The organism is Polaribacter ponticola (assembly GCF_026191475.2).
Taxonomy (GTDB): Bacteria; Bacteroidota; Bacteroidia; order Flavobacteriales; family Flavobacteriaceae; genus Polaribacter; species Polaribacter ponticola.
The window spans coordinates 1,563,583-1,578,815 of record NZ_JAOSLC020000003.1 but is presented as its reverse complement, the minus strand read 5'-3'; the positions used below and the strand labels follow the sequence as shown (position 1 = coordinate 1,578,815).

Annotated in this window: 12 protein-coding genes and 1 pseudogene; 9 read left to right on the top strand and 4 right to left on the bottom strand. The window is 29.3% G+C overall.

Features of this window, described 5'->3' with window-relative positions:
* Window positions 1–95: 95 nt before the first annotated feature.
* The 5 genes from N5A56_RS12300 (at window position 96) to N5A56_RS12280 (ending at window position 3,423) form a co-directional block, all read left to right on the top strand.
* Window positions 96–764, top strand: a complete 669-nt coding sequence (locus N5A56_RS12300; RefSeq protein ID WP_265725713.1) for a hypothetical protein — start codon at window positions 96–98, stop codon at window positions 762–764.
* Between the two features lie 108 nt (window positions 765–872).
* The gene (locus tag N5A56_RS12295) at window positions 873–1,274 is read left to right on the top strand and encodes a lipocalin-like domain-containing protein (protein WP_265725712.1); all 402 of its coding nucleotides are present in this window, start codon (window positions 873–875) and stop codon (window positions 1,272–1,274) included.
* Between the two features lie 219 nt (window positions 1,275–1,493).
* Entirely contained in the window at window positions 1,494–1,625 is a 132-nt protein-coding gene (locus N5A56_RS12290) for a hypothetical protein (protein ID WP_265725711.1), read from the top strand.
* Window positions 1,626–2,209: 584 nt separating this feature from the next.
* Window positions 2,210–2,839, top strand: coding sequence for a Crp/Fnr family transcriptional regulator (locus N5A56_RS12285; RefSeq protein WP_265725710.1), 630 nt, complete (start codon window positions 2,210–2,212; stop codon window positions 2,837–2,839).
* Between the two features lie 2 nt (window positions 2,840–2,841).
* Complete coding sequence (locus tag N5A56_RS12280; protein WP_265726145.1) at window positions 2,842–3,423, top strand: methyltransferase domain-containing protein; 582 nt, start codon at window positions 2,842–2,844, stop codon at window positions 3,421–3,423.
* A 10-nt stretch (window positions 3,424–3,433) separates the two neighbouring features.
* On the opposite strand, the pseudogene N5A56_RS12275 reads toward N5A56_RS12280, so the two are convergent.
* Window positions 3,434–4,430, bottom strand: a pseudogene (locus N5A56_RS12275) (metal-dependent hydrolase).
* Between the two features lie 129 nt (window positions 4,431–4,559).
* On the opposite strand from N5A56_RS12275, the gene N5A56_RS12270 reads away from it, so the two are divergent.
* From N5A56_RS12270 to N5A56_RS12255, 4 genes are all read left to right on the top strand, one after another.
* Window positions 4,560–5,864: a TolC family protein gene (locus N5A56_RS12270; RefSeq protein WP_265725709.1), complete on the top strand. Its 1,305-nt coding sequence runs from the start codon at window positions 4,560–4,562 to the stop codon at window positions 5,862–5,864.
* 79 nt (window positions 5,865–5,943) lie between these two features.
* Window positions 5,944–7,023 (top strand): efflux RND transporter periplasmic adaptor subunit, encoded by a 1,080-nt coding sequence (locus N5A56_RS12265; protein ID WP_265725708.1) that lies wholly within the window; start codon window positions 5,944–5,946, stop codon window positions 7,021–7,023.
* 106 nt (window positions 7,024–7,129) lie between these two features.
* Window positions 7,130–10,324 carry an efflux RND transporter permease subunit gene (locus tag N5A56_RS12260; RefSeq protein ID WP_265725707.1) on the top strand — a complete coding sequence of 1,065 codons (3,195 nt, stop codon included), beginning with the start codon at window positions 7,130–7,132 and terminating at the stop codon, window positions 10,322–10,324.
* A gap of 15 nt (window positions 10,325–10,339) precedes the next feature.
* Entirely contained in the window at window positions 10,340–10,525 is a 186-nt protein-coding gene (locus N5A56_RS12255) for a YgaP family membrane protein (protein ID WP_265725706.1), read from the top strand.
* Between the two features lie 143 nt (window positions 10,526–10,668).
* Here the strand turns inward: N5A56_RS12255 and N5A56_RS12250 are convergent, their stop codons facing one another.
* From N5A56_RS12250 to N5A56_RS12240, 3 genes are all read right to left on the bottom strand, one after another.
* Entirely contained in the window at window positions 10,669–13,407 is a 2,739-nt protein-coding gene (locus N5A56_RS12250; RefSeq protein ID WP_265725705.1) for an outer membrane beta-barrel protein, read from the bottom strand.
* Between the two features lie 194 nt (window positions 13,408–13,601).
* Window positions 13,602–14,639 carry a transporter family protein gene (locus tag N5A56_RS12245; protein WP_265725704.1) on the bottom strand — a complete coding sequence of 346 codons (1,038 nt, stop codon included), beginning with the start codon at window positions 14,637–14,639 and terminating at the stop codon, window positions 13,602–13,604.
* 81 nt (window positions 14,640–14,720) lie between these two features.
* The gene (locus N5A56_RS12240; protein ID WP_265725703.1) at window positions 14,721–15,086 is read right to left on the bottom strand and encodes a hypothetical protein; all 366 of its coding nucleotides are present in this window, start codon (window positions 15,084–15,086) and stop codon (window positions 14,721–14,723) included.
* Window positions 15,087–15,233: the final 147 nt, after the last annotated feature.

The window sequence follows — 15,233 nt, the reverse complement described above, 5'->3', positions numbered from 1 at the left end:
CAAGCACTCACTTTCAAAAATAATAGTTTCATTTTTTAATTATTGGCACAACATTTGTTTAGGTTGGTCAACTATTAATTTAAATTTATTAAAAAATGAAATTATTAAAAATTACTTTTATTCTTACGTTAAGTTTGTTTTTGTTCAACTGTAAAAGTGCTTATGTACATAACGATTTTAATACTAAAACAGCAAACCACACAAAAATTGCTGTTTTACCGTTTAAAATTATAACTACAGGCAACCTTCCAAAAAAAATATCAAAAGCAGAAACTATAAAAATTCAAGAAGAAGAAGCTGTACTTTTTCAAACATCTTTAATTAATCAATTATTAAGAAAAGATGCTCAAAGAAAGAGCAAAAATTTAAAAGTAGAAGTTCTATCTAAAGAAACTACAAATACTATTTTAAAAGAAAATGGATATTCAATTTCTGAAGCTGTGGATATAAATCCTTCTGAGTTAGCAAAAATATTAAAAGTAGATGCAGTTGTATCTAGTACAGTTCAAAAACAAAGATATATGTCTGACCTTGCTTCTGTTGGTATTGAACTTGGTAACTCAATTCTAAAAGGATTAGGAGTTAATGTAAAAAATAAAACAAATGATATTATTGTAACAAGTAATATTATAAATGAAAATGATGGAAGTAATCTTTTTAATATTTCTAAAACTTTTGAAGTTGATTGGAAATCTAAAAGTATACCAAATATAATAGATGATGTAAATAAGAAAATTATTAGAAATTTTCCGTATTTAAAATAGGTTTTTCTTGTCAAATTATAAATAACCTAAAAAATATTGACTTTTTTTAAGAAGCGGCACAATCATTGATAAGTGTTAAAACTTAATTATCAACCTAAAATTTTTATTATGAAAAAAGTATTTTTATTTTTAAGCATTTTTGCTTTAACATTTTCGTCTTGTACTCCAGATTCCGAACCTATTGACCAATTTATAGGAGAGTGGACAACTCATCAGATTTTTGAAGATGGAGTTGAAGAACAATTAGATGAATGTGAGTTGAAAAACGACATTATTGTAAACTCTGATGGAACTTATACTGTATCTATTTATTATATGGATGGTAGTACTGGAAGTTGTGTTTTAGGAGGGACAGAAAATGGAACTTGGGAAAACATAAGTAATAGTGTTTACAGAGTAACTTTTGATGGAGAAACTCAAGATGTAAAAATTATTTTTGAAAGTAATACCTTTTCTATAACTACTACAGATAGTTCTGGTACTTACAAAGAAGTTTATATTAGAAAATAAAAGTTAATTATAAACCAACTAAAAATCATCTAAAAATTAAACTTTAGGTGATTTTTTATTTTAAAAACAGCATTAAACAACGCTAAATTTGATGCAAAATTAATAGAATTACAACTTTTACAACTTAGCGGAGATATTTTAAATGTGAGTTTTTAAAAACTGATTTTTATCATAATTTAAACTTTAGATCTTTTATATTTTTACCTAAAATTATAAAAGATGAGATTATTAAACTTACCACTTGTTTCTTGGGTAAACGGTACAATTATGATAGGTGTTTTTGCATTGGTTGTTATTGGTTTGGTTGTTGCTGTTTATCTTTTAATGAGTACAGATAAAAAAGTAAAATAAAAACCTCTTTTTATGTTTAATAAAAGCTCGAGTTTATCTCGGGCTTTTGTTGTTGTTTTAATTGTCTATTATTTAGTAAATTAATTAAATATTTAGAAAAGCTAATATTAACTTATTCTATAGAAAAGAAGATATAATAACTCCATAGATTGCCCCCTATCAATCTATGGAGTTTAATAATTTTCACATTAAATAAACTTATGTGAAAAGGAAATTATTATTCTGGAAAAGTATAAACTTTTACAAGAACACTATATGATATTTATCATTGTTTAGAAATTTAATAGATTTTATTTTTGGAAAAAAATGTTGATTATGAGTTTCTTAACTATAGTTTTAGCCCTTTTTACATTTAATTCATTTATGAAACTTGTATTTGTGTTGGGTGTTATTGGTTTGCTGTATTCTATTGTTATTTTTATAAAAGAAAAGAGACTGAAAAATAAATAAAAGAAGCTTATTTAAAAGATAAGTAGCTCAGTTAATGTATTCTTATTTCTTAATTAGTTATTCTAAATTGAGATAACCTTTATTCTTAGATTTTGTTTTATTATTTTTATAAAATAATTATAATAATAAACTTCATGAATCAGCTTACTGTAAATTTTGGATATTTATTTGAAGATGCACTTATAAGTGAAATAAATAAAGTTGGTATTCACAAAAAATTTGTAGCAGATACTGCTATTATTGAAATTGGTGATTACATAAAGTCGATGCCTTTATTACTAAAAGGTGCTATAAAAATTTTACGTGAAGACGAAAAAGGAGATGAGTTAGTTTTGTATTATTTAGAAAAAGGAGATACTTGTGCAATGACATTATCTTGTTGTATGGGGCAAACTAAAAGCAAAATAAGAGCAATTGCAGAAACAGATGTAGAGCTTATAATGTTGCCTAAAGAAAAAATGACAGATTGGTTAAGTAGTTTTAAAAGTTGGCAATCTTTTATTTTAGAAAGCTATCATAACAGAGTAAACGAACTTTTAGAAGCTGTAGATACAATTGCTTTTTTAAAAATGGATGAACGTATTTTTAAACATTTAAAAGACAAAGCAATGGTAAATAATAATGATGAATTAATTACTACGCACAAACAAGTATCAGAAGATCTTCATACATCAAGAGTTGTAGTTTCTAGACTTTTAAAAAAATTAGAAAACGAAGGTAAAATTCAACTTTTTAGAAATAGTATTAAAGTTTTAGAGTTGTAATGATACAATTATCCGAAGATTTTTGGGAAAACAAGTACAAAGCAAATAAAATTGGTTGGGATTTAGGAGAAGTCTCTCCTCCTTTAAAAACATATTTTAATCAATTAACAAATAAGGATATAAAAATATTAATTCCTGGTGGAGGAAACTCTCATGAAGCAGAATTTCTTTTTAAGCAAGGTTTTACAAATGTTTATGTGGTTGATGTTTCTAAAATTCCGTTAGAAAACTTAAAAAGGAGAGTTCCAGAATTTCCTGATTCTCATTTAATTCATGCTAATTTTTTTGATATAGAAAATAAGTTCGATTTAATAATAGAACAAACTTTTTTCTGTGCAATAAATCCAGACCTAAGACCAAAATATGCTAAAAAAATGAATCGCACTTTAAAAGAAAAAGGTAAATTAGTAGGACTAATGTTTGATGCTGTTTTAAACGAAGATCATCCGCCTTTTGGCGGAAACAAAGAGGAGTATTTACCTTATTTTCAGGCTTTTTTTAATATAGAAAAAATGGAACCTTGTTATAATTCATTTTTTAATAGACAAGGAATGGAACTTTTTGTAAAAATGAAGAAAAAGTAATTTTAGAAATTTAATTTCCTTTTAAACGAACCCATAAATCAGATATTAATTTTTTGCCATCTCGCCTATCTTTAGGCTCTTCTGTAAAAGTTACTTTACCAAAAAGATCAACTTTAATTTTATATTTAAAAACAAAGTTTTTAGCCTTTGGTTCTAAACTTAAAAGTCCAAAACGTAAATCGTTAAAATAAAGATTTTTACCTTTTTTATTGATGGTAAACCAACCTTTAGATATAGCTATCATTTGTTTAACTTTTTCATTTTGGATTAGATTACCAAGTAAATGATGATTCTTAGCATAACTTTTAAAAGTGATAGGTTGCGAATCGAAAAATGAATAATTTGCTAATAAAAAAGTATCTTCTGTTTGCACATTTGCACTCCAAAGAATCGTGTTTAGCGGAGAAGGTCTAGTGTCAATTTCTAAGTAGTCAATTTCTTGTTTTTCTAAAGCCGTTTTAAATTGATTTAAAGCTATCCATTTTAAAAAGAAAGTAAGTACTAAATAAAGGGAGCTTATTAGTAACCCAGAACTAATATAAAGTCTTCGTTTTTTAGAAGTACGTTTTTGAAACATTGTAAAAATTAAAAATACCAAAAAAGGTAAAGTATAAAGCGGGTCTATTACAAAAATTGTTTTAAAAGCTAATCTAATATCAAAAGGCCAAAAGAGTTGTGTTCCCCAAGTTGTGTGCGCATCTAAAAGCGAATGTGTAAAAAATGCCCAAAAGAAAAGCCAAGACCAATCTTTAAAACCTTTATGTGATTCATATTTAGAAACAAGCCAACCCAAAATGGGAGCAAAAAGCACAGAAAAAAAGATAGAATGTGTAAAACCTCTATGAATTTCTAAGGCAGAAACGGTATCTGTAAAATGAGAGGAAAAGATATCTAAATCTGGAATTGTTCCAGCAATTGCTCCATAAAGCATTGCTTTATTACCATTTTTTTCCAAGAATAACTTCTCCAACTGCAGCCCCTAAAATAATTTGTGTTAATGAGTCCATATAGTTTTCAAAAGTAAAGCAAACAGAACAAAGTAATTTAAAGATTAATCTCTTTTTGTAAGTAACTTTTGTTACCGAACACATCTTTTTAACACCTTAATTTTGCTTCAAATTAATTGAAGATTAAAGATGAAAAATACAATCCTCATTCTGTCATTATTACTATTTATTTCTTTCTTAAATGCACAAGAAATTGTTTTAATAACCAAAAAGAATGTGCTTTTTAAAGTAAAAGAAAAAAACACAACTATTAAAATTTCTGAAGAAGAGTTTAATGCTTCAAAAGCAGATTATAGACAAACAAACGCAGTTTTTTTACCAAACATTACGGCAAGTCATACTGGTATTTCAACCACAAACCCGTTAACGGCTTTTGGGGCTAAATTAAATCAGGAAATACTAACTCAGAATGATTTTAACCCTGCTTTATTAAACGATCCTACAGCTACTAGAAACTTTGCTACGAAGATAGAAATTCAGCAACCACTAATTAATTTAGATGGTTTTTATCAAAGAAAAGCTGCCAAAACTAAAATGAAAGCCATGTCTTTAAAAACAGCAAGAACACAAGATTATTTAGCCTTTGAAGTTGAAAAAGCATATATGCAATTGCAATTGGCTTATAAAGCGGTTGCCGTTTTAGAAAAGGCGTTAAACGCTGCAAATGCTAATAAACAAATGGCAGACAATAGCTTTAAACAAGGTTTTTTACAGCAAGCTGATGTTTTAAATGTAGAAATAAGAGTTACAGAGGTTAAAAATCAATTACAAACCGCAAAGAGTAATGTGCAAAATGCTTCTAATTATATATCCTTTTTAATGAATGATGAAAGCTATGTTGTTTACAAACCAACAGAGGAATTAATAGTAGCAAATTTTAATGTTGATGGCAAAAAGATTTCTGAAAACAGAGCAGATATTAAAGCGATGCATTTAGCTTCTAAGGCTTACGAAACTATGAATAAAGCAGATAAAATGGCATTTTTACCGCGTTTAAATGCCTTTGGAAGTTATGAAATGTATGATAACAAATTTTTTAAAGGTGATGCTAGTGGTTATTTAATTGGCGCGCAATTAAGTTGGGATTTGTTTCAAGGTTCTAAACGTTTTGGGAAAGTACAAAAAAGTAAAGCTGAGTTGGAAAAATCGAAATTAGCATATACACAATATGTGTCTAAAAGTAATTTAGAATTGAACAAAGTAAAACGTCAATTAGTAGATGCAAAAAACAGTTTAGAATTAACTGATTTAGCAGTGCAACAATCTGAAGAGTCTTTACGAATTAGAAAAAATAGATTTAAAGAAGGTTTAGAAAAAACGTCTGATTTATTACTAGCAGAAACACAGTTTGCACAGAAACAATTAGAATATTATCAAACCATTTATCTATATAATTTTACAAAAGCTTATTTAGAGTTTTTAACGAAGAAATAAAACCTCTCGATTGCGCTCGAGGAGACATCTTATTGTCAGGTGGACCGCAGTCGAAACCTAATAAAAAAACCAAATTCAAATGAAAAAATACATACACATAATAGCATTATTTGCAGCTTCATTAATAATAACGAGTTGTGGAAGTGAAGACAAAAAAGTAGCAGTAGATACTACACGAGCAATTGCAGTAAAAGTTAGTGCGGTGGTTGTAAATAACAACACGCCATTTTTGTCTGTAAGCGGAAAAATTGAAGCATCTAATAGCGCAGATTTAAGTACTAGAATAATGGGGTTTGTTAAAAATGTGCATGTAAATGTTGGCGATAAGGTTAGAAAAGGCCAATTGCTGATATCTATTAATAATGCAGATTTACAAGCTAAAAAAGGACAAGTAAACGCAGGAATTGCACAAGCACAAACTGCTTTTAACAATGCTGAAAAAAACTACAATCGTTTTAAAAATTTATTTGATAGTAAAAGTGTTACTCAAAAAGAAATGGATGACATGACTGCAAATTACGAAATGGCAAAAGCAGGTTTAGAGTCGGCTAACCAGATGAAAAAAGAGATTAACGCTCAGTTTGCTTATTCTAATATAACAGCGCCTTTTAGCGGTGTAATTACCAGTAAAAATATAGAAACTGGCGATATGGCAAACCCAGGAATGCCTTTAATTAGTATAGAAACTCCTAAAGAGTTTGAGGTTGTTGCAATGGTGCCAGAAACAGAAATTTCTCAAATTAAAAAAGGAACATCTGTAAATGTATTGGTGAAATCTTTACATAAAACTATTAAGGGGAAAGTTGCTGAGGTAAGTACTTCTGCTAAAAATACTGGAGGACAATATTTAGTGAAAATAAATTTAGAGAATACGGATGTTGCTATTTTATCTGGAATGTTTGCTACCGTTCAGTTTCCGGTAGAAAGAAAAGTAAAATCGGATTTGGTTTTAATTCCTACAGAAGCAATTGTAAAAAATGGGCAATTATCTGGAATTTACACTGTAAGCCAAAGTAATACAGCACTATTACGTTGGTTACGTTTAGGTAGAATGTATGGAAATAATGTTGAAGTATTATCGGGTTTAAATGCAGATGAATCTTACATCGTTTCTGCGGATGGAAAATTATTCAACGGAGCGAAAATTACAATTCAATAACTAAAATTTAGCGTTAAGGATAGCAATGGAAATCCTTTTACTGCCATTAATGGCAAAAAAAGATTGAAATGGATAGCCTGTTAAAACGCCCAAAATATAAAAAAATATGAAAGAAGGTTTAGCTGGAAAAATTGCAAAAGTCTTTATTGGATCTAAATTGACAGTGTTGCTAATGATCGTTTTTATGGTGGTTGGTGTGTATGCTTCGTTTTTAATTCCGAGGGAAGAAGAACCACAAATTGATGTGCCAATGGCAGATGTTTTTGTAGGATATCCAGGGGCAAGTCCTACCGAAGTAGAAAGCAGAGTTGTAAAACCTTTAGAGAAATTAATTTCGAATATTAAAGGTGTGGAGTATGTGTATTCTACTTCTATGAACGAAAAAGCCATGGTTATTGTGCAGTTTTATGTGGGCGAAGATATTGAGCGTTCATTTGTAAAATTGTATAACGAAATTAACAAACACATGGATCAAATGCCGCAAGGTGTTACGTTTCCGTTAGTTAAAACGCGTGCTATTGATGATGTACCTATGTTGGGGTTAACGTTGTGGAGTGAAAACTACAGCGATTATCAATTAAGCCAAATGGCACAAGAGTTAGAGTCGGAGATTAAAAAGGTAAATGATGTTTCTATTACCCATAAAATTGGTGGAAGAAACCGTCAATTGCGTGTGGTTTTAGATAAAGATAAATTAGCCGCAAGCGGATTGGATTTCTTATCGGTTTCTGAAATGATAAAAGCCAATAACACACAATTATCTTCTGGTAGTTTTGATAAAAATGATACTGAGTTTTTAGTGAATACAGGTAAATTTTTAGCTTATGTAACAGATGTAGAAAATTTGGTGGTTGGTATGCAACAAAATCAACCAATCTATTTAAAACAGATTGCTACAATTGTTGATGGACCAGAAGTTCCACAAAATTATGTGTCTTTAGGTTTTGGACAAGCAAGTGATAAATCAAAAACCTATAAATCTGAATATCCTGCAGTAACAATTTCTGTTGCGAAAAGAAAAGGAGCAGATGCAATGAAAATTGCTGAGGTAGTTTTAAATAAAGTAGATCATTTACGTACCACTTTAATTCCTGATGATGTACATGTAGAAGTTACCAGAAATTATGGTGAAACAGCTTCTCATAAAGTGTCAGAATTATTATTACACCTTATTGGTTCTATCATTGCTGTAACATTGGTTGTAATGTTAGCAATGGGCTGGCGAGGAGGTTTGGTAGTGTTTTTATCTGTGCCAATTACATTTGCTTTAACATTGCTAAGTTATTATATGTTAGATTATACCTTAAACAGAATTACACTTTTTGCGTTGGTTTTTGTTACAGGTATTGTGGTGGATGATTCTATAATTATTGCAGAAAATATGCACCGACATTTTAAGATGAAACGCTTGCCTTTTAAACAAGCTGCTTTGTATGCAATTAACGAAGTTGGAAACCCAACAATTTTAGCAACATTTACAGTAATAGCTTCTGTTTTACCAATGGCTTTTGTTTCTGGTTTAATGGGGCCTTATATGGCGCCAATGCCAATTGGAGCTTCAATTGCAATGATTTTATCATTATTTGTAGCGTTAACGATTACACCTTATTTAGGTTATATTTTCTTAAGAGAAAAGGATAAAAAAGGAGTAGAGGAAAAAGCTGAGAAACCTTTAGAAGAAACTTTTATCTATAGAGTTTATAGTAAATTAGAAAGACCATTATTAGAAAACGGAACTAAAAGATGGTTGTTTTTAGGAGGAACATTCTTTGTTTTAATGGCGACAATGGTGTTGTTTTTTACGAATTCTGTGGCTGTTAAAATGTTGCCTTTTGATAACAAAAACGAGTTTCAGGTGGTAATTGATATGCCAGAAGGTACAACCTTAGAAAGAACAGGCGTTGTAACGCAAGAAATTGCACAGTATTTAGCCACAAGACCAGAAGTAGTAAATTATCAAAATTACGTGGGTACTTCTGCACCAATTACATTTAATGGTTTGGTACGTCATTATGATTTACGTGGAGGATCTAATATGGCAGATATTCAGGTAAATTTGGTTGATAAAGGCGAACGTAAAATTCAAAGTCATGGAATTGCAAAATTATTAAGACCAGAAATACAACGAATTGCTGCAAAATATAATGCCAATGTAAAGTTGGTAGAAGTACCACCTGGACCTCCAGTATTATCTACAATTGTTGCTGAGGTTTATGGACCAGATTATAAAGAACAAATTAGAATTGCAAACGATGTTCAGAATATTTTAAATAATACTGATGATGTTGTAGATGTTGATTTTATGGTTGAAGACGATCAAACTGAGTATCAATTTGAAATAGATAAAGAAAAAGCAATGTTGTACGGAGTTGCGCCACAGCAAATTGCTTACACTATGAATATGGCTCTTTCAAATAGAGCAATTACAACTTTATATGATGAAAATGCTGTAAACCAAGTTGGTTTGGTGTTGAGTTTAGATGAAAAAGAAAAATCTACCATTTCTGATATTTCTCAATTAAAAGTAAAATCTAAAATGGGAACTATGGTTCCGATTGCAGATTTAGTGGAAATAAAAGAAACAATTGCTGATAAAAGCATCTACAGAAAAAATCAGAAAAGGGTGGTTTATGTAATGGCAGATATGGCTGGAGAATTAGAGAGTCCTGCGTATGCAATTTTAGGAATGGAAGAAAAGCTTAATAAAATTGAGCTTCCAAAAGGTTATAAATTAAACGAAATGTATTTAGGTCAACCAGATTTTGAAGACGATTATACTGTAAAATGGGATGGAGAATGGCAAATTACTTTAGAGGTTTTTAGAGATTTAGGAATCGCATTTTTAGGAGCAATTATTTTAATCTACATCTTAATTGTTGGTTGGTTTCAAAACTTTAAAGCACCAATTGTAATGATGGTAGCAATTCCGTTATCATTAATAGGAATTGTTTTAGGACACTGGATTATGGGCGCTTTTTTTACAGCAACATCATTTATTGGAATGATTGCTTTAGCAGGAATTATGGTAAGAAATTCAGTTCTATTGATAGATTTTATCAACCTTAGGTTAGAAGAGGGAGTGCCATTAAAACAAGCTGCAATTGAAGCTGGAGCAGTTAGAACTACGCCAATTTTATTAACTGCAGGAACAGTTGTAATTGGAGCATTTGTTATTTTATTTGATCCAATTTTTCAAGGATTGGCAATCTCTTTAATGGGAGGTACAATTGTTTCTACAGTATTAACCTTATTGGTTGTGCCTTTGGTGTATTATATGATAGAGAAGAAAAATTATAAATAAGTAAAAATCAAAAAGATGTTAAATAAATATTTTAGAGTAATTGTAGGTTTTATGGTATTGTTAACCGTTTTTCTTACATATTATGTAAGTTTAAATTGGTTGTGGTTTGGAGTTTTTATTGGTGTAAATATGATTCAATCTGCATTTACAAAATTGTGTTTACTAGAATCTATTTTAGTGAAATTAGGAGTTAAAAAGTAAAAATAGTGAAGCTCTAAATATTAATGGGGAGATAATATTTAGAGCTTTTAGTTTCAAGTTTAATTTTTTGTGTTTATTTATAACAACAGTATAAAAGTAAGATTTATAATAGATATTTAACATGATTTTTGTCATGTTTTAACTTAATGACGATATCTTCTCGATCTTGGTTCAAACTTTTTACCAGCTTTTCCTAAACTATTAAATTTCCAAGTAAAACTTAGCATTGCATACTGGTTTAAAACGGTACTAGAAGAATCTTGAATATAGTCTTCTGTTGCTACTCTTCTTGCATTGGTGTTTTGATCTAAAACGTCATAGATTTTTAAACTTATTGCTCCGTTATTCTTTAAGATAGAGTATCTTAAGGTAGTATTCCAAAACCAAGCACTTTTTTGAAAACCATCTGCAATATTTGGGTTGTAATTATATTTTACATCATTAAGCCATTCAAATTTCTTTAAAAAGTTTGCTGTTGTTGCAATGGTTACATCATGACTTGTGAAATTCTTATTACTAAAACTAGCAATGTCATAAGTGTTTCTACTAAAGTTAACAGTGTATGTAGGTCTTATTAATAATATTTTATCCCAAGAAAAATCGAAACCAATTCTTGGTGAAAGTGCTGTAATATTACTAGAGTATTGAACTCCATTATTAAAGTTGATGTTCTTATTATAGGTCCCAAAAATTCTAAATTCTGTTCTTAAACTACCAAAATCTTCCCACTTTTTAGTACTACTGTAACTACCTCCTGCACGCATGTTTACAAAACCATCTACATTAGCATAAGTAGTTTCTCTTGTTAATGTATTAGGATTAATTACAGTATTAGCTACAACTCTATCATCTGTTAAAGATATGTTTGCAAAAGACCAAAAACCTGTTCTTTTTTGCCAATTAAAGTTGGAAGCTCCAAATCTTATATTATGAGTTTTAGAAGGAGAAAGTGTAGGATTACCAGTAATAATATTTAACGGGTTAGATTCGTCTCTAAAAGGTTGTAATTGAGATAAACTAGGAGCAGAATTTTTAAAATTATATCTAAATCGATATCCACTTGTTCTGCTTTTTCTAAATCTAACACTAAAACCATATTCCGCATTATTAAACTCTCTAACTAAATTTGTTTGAGGTCTTAGAAAATCTGTATTCTCTAAAGTTCTGTTTATGTATGCAATTTCTGCAGAAGCAGACCATTTTTGATCTCTATATTCTAACTCTAAACTAGGTTTACTTGTTTTGTTAGAGTATTCGAAATCTGTACTTAATAAAGTGCTAAAACTAGAATAATCATTTGTGTTTGTATCAAAATCAAATGTATTTCTTGTTTTTTGTGTATTTGTGTTACCAACATTATAAGCAATATCTAAAAATAATTTTTTAGCTTTCAGAGGTAATCTATACGTAAGTTTTGTACCAAGTTCTTTAACCTCTGTAATACCGTCTGAGTATTGATCTCTAATTATTTGATCTGGACTCGTACCATAAATATTCGTTTCAGACTTAACATAATCATCTGTGTTAGTTTTGTTAAGGTTGGCAGTTAATTCAACTCTTAAGAAAGCACCTTTGCTACCAAATTTCTTTGTTAAGTTAATTTCGTTTTCAAAATTTTCTCTATCAAAATCTGCAATAGAGTTTATTTTAGAATCATTTGTTAGAACTTTACTATTGTCTAATGTTTCTGAGTCACTATTAAAAATATTGGTATTTAAGTTTTTATTAAAATCACTTTCAATATCTATTCTAAACGTGCTATCGATTTCAATTTCGAAATCTAAACTTGCATCATGGCTATCACTTTCATTTAATGAAGTAGTTTCAGAATTTCTATAAAAGCTAGTTCCGTCAGATAAGAAAGTTTCTCTATTTGAAGATGATTTATTATCAGATTCACTGTTTTTATAGAAGTAATCTCCAGAAACTTCGAAAATTTTCTTAAAAACATTAATATAATTAACACCATAGTTATTTGATGTTACGATACCTTGTCCGCCTCCAAAACTTCTATTGTTACCGCCAAACTGTAAACGTTGATTACCAAAACTAAAACCAGGAGAATTAATATTATTACCACCTGCTAACAAGCCAATTCTTTCGCTTTGTTTAAAACGAGTAACCATACCAGCATATTCGTATCTTTCATCAGTTCCAGCTCCAGCAGCTACTTTTCCAAAATAACCTTTATTATTTTCTTTTTTAATTGTAAGGTTTATGGTTTTGTTTTCTCCATCAGAATCTTCGCCAGAAAATGCCTGAGCATTCGTTTTTGTATCTGTAATTTGAATTTTTTCGATGATATCTTTCGTAAGGTTTCTTGTAGTAATAGTTGGATCGTTACCAAAAAAGGGTTTACCATTAACTAATATTTTATTTACAGCTTTACCATTTACTGTAATTGCGCCTTCGTCATCTACTTCTACACCAGGCAATTTTTTTAATAAATCTTCTACATTCGCATCTGCTTTTGTTTTAAAAGATTTTACATTAAATTCTAAGGTATCTTTTTTTATAGTTATTGGCGCACTAGATCTTATTACAACTGCATCTAGAACGTTTGCTGTTTTAAGAGATAAAGTACCTACGTTTTGATTCTTAACATCAATTATTTTAGTGTAAGGTGTAAAACCGATAAAAGAAACTACAAGTTTAATTTTAGAATCAGATGTTTTTCCTACAAGGCTAAATTTACCTTTTTCATTAGTAATTGTGTATGAAACAATACTACTATCTTTAATTCTTTCTGCATGTACTGTTGCAGATTCAAGTAAGTCTTTATCTTCAGAAGAATTAATAATTCCTTTTACTTCAAAGTCTTTAACTTGTGAGTATGATATTAAACTAAAAAATAAACTAGTTAGAAAAAATATTTTTTTCATTATTGACTAAATATTATTGGTTGATTTTATTGAGCTAATTTTTTTGCAAAGGTTTAACTTAATCTATAATTATAAAGCCTATTTAACAGAACTTTAAGACAACTTTAAGAGTATGTAAATCGTCTTTTTTTCTTAAAAAAGGAGCTATTTTAAATAACTCCTTTTTTTAATGATTTAAAATAACAAGATGTGTTTTACAAAGCGTATTGCAAACCGACTGTAATTGTTTCTTTGTTTTTTAATTGTATTCCATTTGGTTTTCGATATAAAGGCGTAGTATATTCAAAACCTAAACGTAAATCCTTAAATGTACCTTTTGGCGCTAATAAATTAAACCCTAAACCACCATTCATGTAAGTTCCGCCAGAGTTATCTGTATCTGCAGTTGTAACCATCATTGGCATTAAATTAGAATTTGTTCCTCTAATTTTGTTTACAAATTTACCTTCTAATCTTGCCGAAAAACTTAACCAATCTTTTGCTTTTACAGCAAACCAATTGTTAAATGATAACTTGTTTCCAAGCGCATAATCATCAGAATTTTTGCCAAAACGTAAAGTTGTAGTAAGTTGACTTCCCCAAGAAACTTGTTCTTTCTGTCCTAAATAAGTTATTCCTAAATTAGTATCAAAAGTACCACTACCAATTTGCATAGGATAAGGTAGTAAAGCCTCGTTTGGTGAGCTCATTGGTGTAACATCTGTTTCTGTGATACTACCTGTAGGCAAAGAAAAAGTTATATTACCATGTAAAGATTGTTTGTTTTTGTTGATGAATTTATAAATCATTCCTAGTTTTATATCACCAAAACCAGAAGAAGAAGTAGAAAAAGGAACAATCATTCCAGATGCCATTCTCATTTGTAAATCCATATCATTTTTAACAACGCTAGCCATTGCTAATAAAGTAATTCTATCAGAAGGTGCATACATTGTTCCAAACATGTGCATTTGCATTGGCATTTTTAAAGGAGTTACCATGTAACCAGCATCATGAGCATCTGTGTTAGAAATTGCATCTTTACCAGAAAGTAAACTTTCCATATTCATGTTCATTAATCGATAAGAAAACATCCAACCACCTTTACCATGATAATGATCTGCCATAACAGATATTGGTGCATGACCATCTGGTCTGTTACTAGACCAATTTTGATTTTCTTTTTCTTGCGCTGTAATTTGTTGAGATAGGAACATAACAATTCCTAAACCAATTATTTTTATTGATTTCATCTATTTTATTTTTTGTTTAAATAATTTGTAAGTGATTACATCAGAAAAGATTTCTGATAAATTTTAATTGTAAATTATTTATTATATAGGCGGATGAAATATAACTTCAGAAAATAAATAGCTATAGTTTTTAGAGTAAGTATAATTTTCTTTTTTAATAAAATTTACTTCTTTTTTCTTTTTAATGTTTAAGATTTTAACAAAACCAATTGGGTAATCTTTTAAAGAAATTTGTAGTGATACTGGCGTTTCTTCTTGTTGTTTCTTTACTTCTTTGTATAAATGGCATTTACCATTACATTGCATTTCTGGCTTATCTTGATTTATACATAAAAACTTTGCAATGTAATCTTGATTAATAGCATATTCAACAAATGGTGCTATTGGCCTTAACATGGCTAGCATATATAAAAATACAAATAGTAAAGGAGTTATTCTTTTGAACAAGATTTCTATTTTCTTTTGCAAAAGTAATTTTCGAGATTATTAAAACCAATAAAAAAGTACTATTTATTAGTAATTAATTGACCTCACTTTTTTAGATTCCTTTTATTTTAAAAACTTGTGTTAATAGGTCTCGTAGTTTTAATTTGT